Here is a 6,448-nt window from a genome sequence, read left to right as displayed (position 1 = left end):
ACCGCCGACGCGCGCGGCGAACTGGCCCTCGGCGCGTCGGCGCTGCGGCACTACGGGCCGCACGGGGAGCGCCGCGAGGACGCCGTCACGCTGTTCCTGCAGTCGTTCGCGCCGCCGCCGCGGATGCTGGTGTTCGGCGCGATCGACTACGCGGCGGCGGTGGCCCGCATCGGCGGCTTCCTCGGCTACCGGGTCACCGTCTGCGACGCCCGCCCGGTCTTCGCGACGCCCAAGCGCTTCCCGGGAGCGGTCGAGGTCGTCGTGGACTGGCCGCATCGCTACCTCCGCGGCACCGGCACCGACGAGCGCACGGTGATCTGCGTCCTCACCCACGACCCGAAGTTCGACGTGCCGCTGCTGGAGGAGGCGTTGCGCCGGCCGGCCGCCTACATCGGGGCCATGGGGAGCCGCCGTACCCACGACGAACGGCGCGCACGGCTGAGCGAGGCCGGTCTGAGCGAGGCCGAGCTGGCCCGGCTGCGGTCACCGCTCGGCCTCGACCTGGGAGCCCGTACGCCCGAGGAGGTCGCCGTGTCGGTCGCCGCCGAGATCGTCGCCCTGCGGTGGGGCGGCAGCGGGGTGCCGCTCACCGCGACCGCGGGGGCCATCCATCCACCCGCCGCGGCCCCGTGAGTCGCGAGGAGGAAGCCATGGAGATGGAACACGAGTTCAGCGTCCCCCTCCCGGTCGACGACGTCTGGCGGGCACTGCTCGACGTCGACCGGATCGCCCCCTGCCTGCCGGGCGCGACGGTGGAGGGCTACGACGGCCGGACGGTGACCGGTTCGGTGAAGGTCAAGGTGGGTCCGGTCACCGTGACCTACCGGGGCACCGCGGTCTTCGAGGAGCAGGACGGGACGGCGCACCGGATGGTGCTCGTGGCGAGCGGCCGGGAGACCCGGGGGCAGGGAACGGCCAGGGCGACCGTCACCGGCACGCTCACCGGGAGCGAGGACGGTACGGCGGTGACGGTGCGCACCGATCTGACGGTGACGGGACGCCCCGCGCAGTTCGGCCGCGGGGTGCTGGCGGAGGTGGGCGACCGGCTGGTGGGCCAGTTCGCGTCCTGTCTGGCGCGGCGGCTGGGCGAACGGCCGCAGCCGTCCTCCGGCGGGGAGCCGGCACCGCCGCCCGCACCGCAGCCACCCTCCGGCGGGGAGCCGGCACCGTCCGTCCGGCAGGATCCCTCCGGCGCCCGGGAGGAGCCGGAGCCGCTGGACCTGCTGCGTGCGGCCGGACTTCCGGTGGCCAAGCGGGCCGCCGGCGCGGTGGCGGCGGCCGCGGTACTCGCGCTGCTGGCCACGCGCCTACGGCACCGCGTACGAACCCGGCCGGCCCGGGCCCGGGGCCGCCGGCGGACCTGCCGGACGGCCCGCCGCCGCTAGGCCCTGTCTGACAATTCCCGTCGTCGCCCGGAGGGCGGCCTCGCGGTGTCAGGTGCGTGCTCTCGGCGCGCCGGGCGTAGGCCCTCGCACTGGACGTACTCGGATCTGCGCCCGGGGGTGCCCTCGGCGGCGCTACTCGGGGTCTCCGGCGACGCGCGCGTGCACGTGCAGGTCGTGCCAGCCGTCGGCATGCAGCAGGGCGCCGCGCCGGGTGCCCTCGGCGGTGAATCCGGCTTTTTCCGCCACCCGGCAGGAGGCGGGGTTGGCCGTCGAGTGGCAGAGGGCCAGCCGGTGCAGGCCCAGGTCGTCCAGGGCCCAGCGGCTGAGCCGCCGGGTCGCCGCGACCGCGATGCCGCCGCCGCGTGCCTCGGGCAGCACCCAGTAGACGACCTCGGCGGTGCCGCCCGCCAGATCGACGTCGCCCAGACCGGCGAGCCCGAGGGCCGCCCCGCCGATCGGGGCGACGGCCCAGATCACCCCCGTCTCGGCCCGCCGGCGCGCGTGCAGGCGCTCGATCCGGGCACGGGCCTCGTCACGGCCGGCGACGGAGAACAGATTCCAGTGGCTGATCGCCGGGTCCTGCCCGGCGGTGTGCAGGGCGTCGGCGTCGGCGTCGTCGAGGCGCCAGGGCCGCAGTTCCAGGCCGCCGGGCAGCGGGAGCACGGGCTGCGCGCCGGCGGCGAGACGGCCGGCGGGTACGACGGCGGGTATCCCGGAGCTGTTGATCACCCGGGGATGATGCCACGGCCCGCTACCGCCGCGGCAGGCGGTGCAGCGTGACGTCGGTGAGCGCCCCGTCGGCGACCGTCGCCGTGAGGTAGGTGCAGTGCGGCTGGCGGCGCCGGTCGGTCGGGGAACCGGGGTTGAGCAGGCGCAGCCCACCGGGGGCGGTGGTGTCCCAGGGGATGTGGCTGTGCCCGAAGACCAGGACGTCGAGGCCGGGGAAGCGGGCCTCGCAGCGGGCCTCCCGCCCCTGGGCGGGCCCCGTCTCGTGGACGACGCCGAAGCGCAGGCCGCCCAGTTCGGCGTACGCCACCTCGGGGAGCCGGGCGCGCAGGTCGGGGCCGTCGTTGTTGCCGTGGACCCCGACCAGCCGGCGGCTGCGGCTCTCCAGCAGGTCCAGGGTGGCGGTGTCGACCCAGTCCCCGGCGTGGAACACGACGTCCGCATGCGGGAGTTCGGCGAGCAGCGGCTCCGGGAGCCGCTTGGCACGCCTGGGCAGGTGTGTGTCGGACATGAACAGGAGGCGCACTTCATCAGCCTAGGCGCCGCGGGCGGTCAGCCGGGACAGGCCGCGCGCGACGCCGAGCGCCACGGCGCCCGTGCCGAGGGCGGTGGCGACGGGGTGCCGGACCAGGGTCTCCTGCCAGGAGCGGGCGTGGGCGCTGTCGTCGAAGGCACCGTGCGCGCCCTGGTCGTCGGCGGGGGTGCGGTCCACCGGTTCGAAGAGGTTGTCCAGGCCGGCGGGCGGGATGCGGTCGGTCTGCTGGGAGTCGAAGCCGGTCCGGGCGAGGTAGCGGTCGAGCAGGGCCGGGACGAACCGGTTGGCCCAGACGGTGGCCACGGTGGTGGCGCCGACGTAGTACTGCTTGCGCCGCGGGTGGTCGGCGGCGTACGCGACGCCGCGCGCGGCTACCTCCGGCTGGTAGATGGGCGGTACCGGCATCGGGTGCCGGGACAGGCGGGAGCGCACCCACTGGAACTGGGGCGTGTTGACGGCGGGCATCTGGGCCACGGTGACGTGCACGTTGCTGCCCCGGTGCAGCAGTTCCGTGCGCAGGGAGGAGGTGAAGCCGTTGATGGCGTGCTTGGCGCCGCAGTAGGCCGACTGCAGCGGGATGGAGCGCTCCCCCAGCGCGGAGCCGACCTGCACGATCGTGCCGCGGTCACGCGGCAGCATGCGGGTGAGGGCGGCGCGGGTGCCGTTGACGAAACCGAGGTAGGTCACTTCGGTGACCCGCCGGAACTCCTCGGCGGTGATCTCGTCGAACGGCGCGAACACGGTGGAGAACGCGCAGTTGATCCAGACGTCGATGGGGCCGAACTCCTTCTCCGCGGCCTCGGCGACGGCTTCCACGCGGGTCGCGTCGGCCATGTCGGCCGCCTGCGCGAGCGGGCGTCCGCCGAGGGCCGCGACCTCGTCGGCCACCGCCTCCAGGCCGCCCTCGCCGCGCGCGACCAGGACGACGTTCGCGCCGCGCCGGGCGTACAGGCGGGCGGTGGCGCGGCCGATGCCGGCGCTCGCTCCGGTGATGACGACGGTGGGGGGCATGATCCTCGCTCCTTCTGAACCTGTCGGCCTGTCGTGTGACGGCCGTTCCTGCGGCCGGCCCGGACCGCCTCACCCGACCCGGTACGGTGCCGCCCGCTCCGCACCGACGAGCTGCCCTGTCCGAGGCGGGCGAGTACCCGGCAAATAGTCAGGCAAAACTGAACAGTCTCAACTGGACAGCTGATCCTGTCGGACATAGTCTGACGTCATGGCCGACATCTCCGACTCCGCCGCCCGCGCCGCGCGTGACCTGCGTGTGGTCTTCAGCAGACTGCGGCGCCGCATCCGGGAGGTGGCGCAGGACGCCGACCTCAGCCCCTCGCAGGAGTCGGCGCTCACGCTGGTCGGCAAGCACGGCGCGGCCACGGCCAGCGCCCTCGCCGCCGCCGAGGGCGTGCGCCCGCAGTCCATGGCCACCACCTTGGCCGCCCTGGAGCAGCACGGGCTGATCCGCCGCGCCCCCGACCCCGACGACGGCCGCCGCCAGCTGGTCACGCTGACCGACACCGGCCGCGCCCGCGTCGAGGGCAACAAGCAGGTGCGCGAGGAGTGGCTGGCCCGCGCCTTCCAGGACCGCTACACCGAACAGGAGCGGCAGACGGTCCTCGCGGCGCTGGAGCTGATGGACCGGCTCTCCCGGCCGTGACACACCCCCGAACCACCCGAAAGGTCTGACCGACCCATGTCGCTCACCACGCTCGACCCCCGTACCGCCCTCGTCGCGATCGACCTGCAGCAGGGCATCGTGGCCATGCCCACCCAGCCGTACCCGGGTGCCGAGGTCGTCTCCCGCACGGCCGCGCTCGCCGAGTCCTTCCGCGCCCACGGGCTGCCCGTGGTCCTCGTCCGGGTCTCCTTCGCGGCCGACGGGGCGGACGCCGTGCCCGGCCGCACCGAGCGCCAGGCGCGCGGGCTCGCCTTCCCGGAGGGCTGGGACGTCGTCGTCGACGAACTGTCGGGCCACGCCGGCGACATCCAGGTCACCAAGCACAACTGGAGCGCCTTCCACGGCACCGACCTGGACGTCCAGCTGCGCCGCCGGGGGATCACGCAGATCGTGCTGACCGGGATCGCCACCAGCATCGGTGTCGAGTCCACCGCCCGCGACGCCTACGCGCACGGCTACCACGTCACCCTCGCCACCGACGCCATGGCCGACGCCGACGCCGGGGCGCACGCCAACAGCGTCGAGCGGATCTTCCCGCGGCTCGGCGAGAGCGGTACGACCGCCGAGGTCCTGGAACTGCTGGCCAAGACGCGCGCCTGACCGGCCGCCGCCACGAGCGCCGGGCGACGGCCGGCCGGGGCGGCCGTGCGGCCGGACGTCAGGTCCGGCCGCCGCCACCGCCGCCGAAGGACCCGCTGGAACCCGGCGACCAGCGCATCCGCTGCTGGTCGTCGGCGCGCTTGGAGGCGACGTTGCCGGTCTGGTAGGGGGTGAGCCGCTCCCCGTCGCCGGCCTGCGGCACCTCGTCGGGCTCGCGCATCTCCAGCGTCTCGCCGACCGGGCCGGACGCCGGCAGCCGCGGCTGCTCCTCGGGCCGGGGCGGTCCGGGCTCGCGCCGGCGGACCTTCATCCCGAGCCGGACGGCCCAGATCAGTCCGGCGACGCAGAGCAGCCCGATCACGAGAACGACGACGTATCCGAAGACCTGCGCACCTGCGGCCGCTTCGTACATGGCAGTGTTCATGGACGGCGGGTACCCGGGGGACCGCCGGCAATGCCCGGCGCGCCGCCCCTCCCCCGATCGGCGCAACCGGCCGCGCCCGGACCGCCGGACGGGCCGGGCGTGGCGTGAGCGGGCCCGCGGTCACCGGGAGTAGCGTCACCCGCGATGACCGAATCGCCGCAGATGCCAGAAATCACGGAGATCACCGCCCGGTACTCGGCACCCGCTCCCCGCGCGGGCCGGACCCTGCTGCGCTGGGTCTCCACGACCGACCACAAGGTGATCGGCCGTCTCTACATGGTCACGGCGTTCTGCTTCTTCCTGCTGGCCGGGCTGCTGGCGCTCGCCATGCGCGCCGAACTGACCCGGCCGGGACTGCAGTTACTGAGCGAGCAGGGCTACGACCAGTTCTTCACGATCCACGGCACGATCATGATGCTGCTGTTCGCGACGCCCATGTTCGCCGGTTTCGCCAACGCCGTGATGCCGCTGCAGATCGGCGCGCCCGACCTGGCCTTCCCGCGGCTGAACGCCCTGTCGTACTGGATGTACCTCTTCGGCGGCCTGATCGTGGTGTCCGGGTTCCTGGTCCCGGGCGGGGCGGCGGCGTTCGGCTGGTTCGCCTACGCGCCGCTCAACAGCGCCTACTTCTCGCCCGGCGCGGGCGGTGACCTGTGGGCCATGGGCCTGGTGGTGTCGGGCGTCTCGACGACGCTGACCGCGGTGAACTTCATCGCCACGATCATGTCCCTGCGCGCGCCCGGCATGACCATGTTCCGGATGCCGATGTTCACCTGGAACGTGCTGTTCACCTCGATCCTCGTCCTGCCCGCGTTCCCGGTGCTGACGGCGGCGCTGCTGGCGCTGGAGGCGGACCGGAAGTTCGGTGCGCACGTCTTCGACGCGGCGAACGGCGGCGCGCTGCTGTGGCAGCACCTGTTCTGGTTCTTCGGGCACCCGGAGGTGTACATCGTGGCGCTGCCGTTCTTCGGGATCGTCTCGGAGATCATCCCGGTCTTCTCCCGCAAACCGCTGTTCGGCTACGTGCCGATGATCGGCGCGACCGTCTCGATCACCATGCTGTCGGCGGTGGTGTGGGCGCACCACATGTTCGCGACCGG

At 74.0% G+C, this 6,448-nt stretch carries 9 protein-coding genes; 5 read left to right on the top strand and 4 right to left on the bottom strand.

Annotated features, from left to right (window positions below):
* On the top strand, nt 1-633 hold a 633-nt coding region (locus tag GT045_RS00785), incomplete at its 5' end, for an XdhC family protein (RefSeq protein WP_161332965.1).
* A gap of 17 nt (nt 634-650) precedes the next feature.
* The gene (locus GT045_RS00780; RefSeq protein ID WP_161332964.1) at nt 651-1,385 is read left to right on the top strand and encodes an SRPBCC family protein; all 735 of its coding nucleotides are present in this window, start codon (nt 651-653) and stop codon (nt 1,383-1,385) included.
* 132 nt (nt 1,386-1,517) lie between these two features.
* Here the strand turns inward: GT045_RS00780 and GT045_RS00775 are convergent, their stop codons facing one another.
* The 3 genes from GT045_RS00775 to GT045_RS00765 are packed head-to-tail and all read right to left on the bottom strand — an operon-like array spanning nt 1,518 to nt 3,657.
* Nucleotides 1,518-2,114, bottom strand: a complete 597-nt coding sequence (locus GT045_RS00775) for a GNAT family N-acetyltransferase (protein WP_161287681.1) — start codon at nt 2,112-2,114, stop codon at nt 1,518-1,520.
* A 22-nt stretch (nt 2,115-2,136) separates the two neighbouring features.
* Nucleotides 2,137-2,637: a metallophosphoesterase gene (locus GT045_RS00770; RefSeq protein ID WP_161287680.1), complete on the bottom strand. Its 501-nt coding sequence runs from the start codon at nt 2,635-2,637 to the stop codon at nt 2,137-2,139.
* A 9-nt stretch (nt 2,638-2,646) separates the two neighbouring features.
* Nucleotides 2,647-3,657 (bottom strand): SDR family oxidoreductase, encoded by a 1,011-nt coding sequence (locus tag GT045_RS00765; RefSeq protein ID WP_161332963.1) that lies wholly within the window; start codon nt 3,655-3,657, stop codon nt 2,647-2,649.
* A gap of 208 nt (nt 3,658-3,865) precedes the next feature.
* On the opposite strand from GT045_RS00765, the gene GT045_RS00760 reads away from it, so the two are divergent.
* Both GT045_RS00760 and GT045_RS00755 read left to right on the top strand, forming a co-directional pair.
* Complete coding sequence (locus GT045_RS00760) at nt 3,866-4,303, top strand: MarR family transcriptional regulator (protein ID WP_161287678.1); 438 nt, start codon at nt 3,866-3,868, stop codon at nt 4,301-4,303.
* Nucleotides 4,304-4,339: 36 nt separating this feature from the next.
* Nucleotides 4,340-4,924 carry a hydrolase gene (locus GT045_RS00755; RefSeq protein WP_161287677.1) on the top strand — a complete coding sequence of 195 codons (585 nt, stop codon included), beginning with the start codon at nt 4,340-4,342 and terminating at the stop codon, nt 4,922-4,924.
* Between the two features lie 58 nt (nt 4,925-4,982).
* On the opposite strand, the gene GT045_RS00750 is transcribed toward GT045_RS00755, so the two are convergent.
* Nucleotides 4,983-5,348 carry a DUF6479 family protein gene (locus GT045_RS00750; protein WP_237538241.1) on the bottom strand — a complete coding sequence of 122 codons (366 nt, stop codon included), beginning with the start codon at nt 5,346-5,348 and terminating at the stop codon, nt 4,983-4,985.
* A 162-nt stretch (nt 5,349-5,510) separates the two neighbouring features.
* Here GT045_RS00750 and GT045_RS00745 point away from each other — a divergent pair.
* A partial coding sequence (locus tag GT045_RS00745; protein ID WP_202526762.1) for a cbb3-type cytochrome c oxidase subunit I occupies nt 5,511-6,448 on the top strand: 938 nt, incomplete at its 3' end.

Source organism: Streptomyces sp. SID486, from assembly GCF_009865385.1.
Lineage (GTDB): Bacteria > Actinomycetota > Actinomycetes > Streptomycetales > Streptomycetaceae > Streptomyces.
The sequence above is the reverse complement of the archived record's forward strand: the minus strand, read 5'-3'. Positions and strand labels throughout refer to the sequence as shown.

Bases quoted from the DNA above. Each gene is read 5' to 3' on its own strand.
- GT045_RS00765 (WP_161332963.1), bottom strand. From the start codon at position 3,657: ATGCCCCCCACCGTCGTCATCACCGGAGCGAGCGCCGGCATCGGCCGC.
- GT045_RS00780 (WP_161332964.1), top strand. From the start codon at position 651: ATGGAGATGGAACACGAGTTCAGCGTCCCCCTCCCGGTCGACGACGTC.
- GT045_RS00755 (WP_161287677.1), top strand. From the start codon at position 4,340: ATGTCGCTCACCACGCTCGACCCCCGTACCGCCCTCGTCGCGATCGAC.
- GT045_RS00750 (WP_237538241.1), bottom strand. From the start codon at position 5,348: ATGAACACTGCCATGTACGAAGCGGCCGCAGGTGCGCAGGTCTTCGGA.
- GT045_RS00760 (WP_161287678.1), top strand. From the start codon at position 3,866: ATGGCCGACATCTCCGACTCCGCCGCCCGCGCCGCGCGTGACCTGCGT.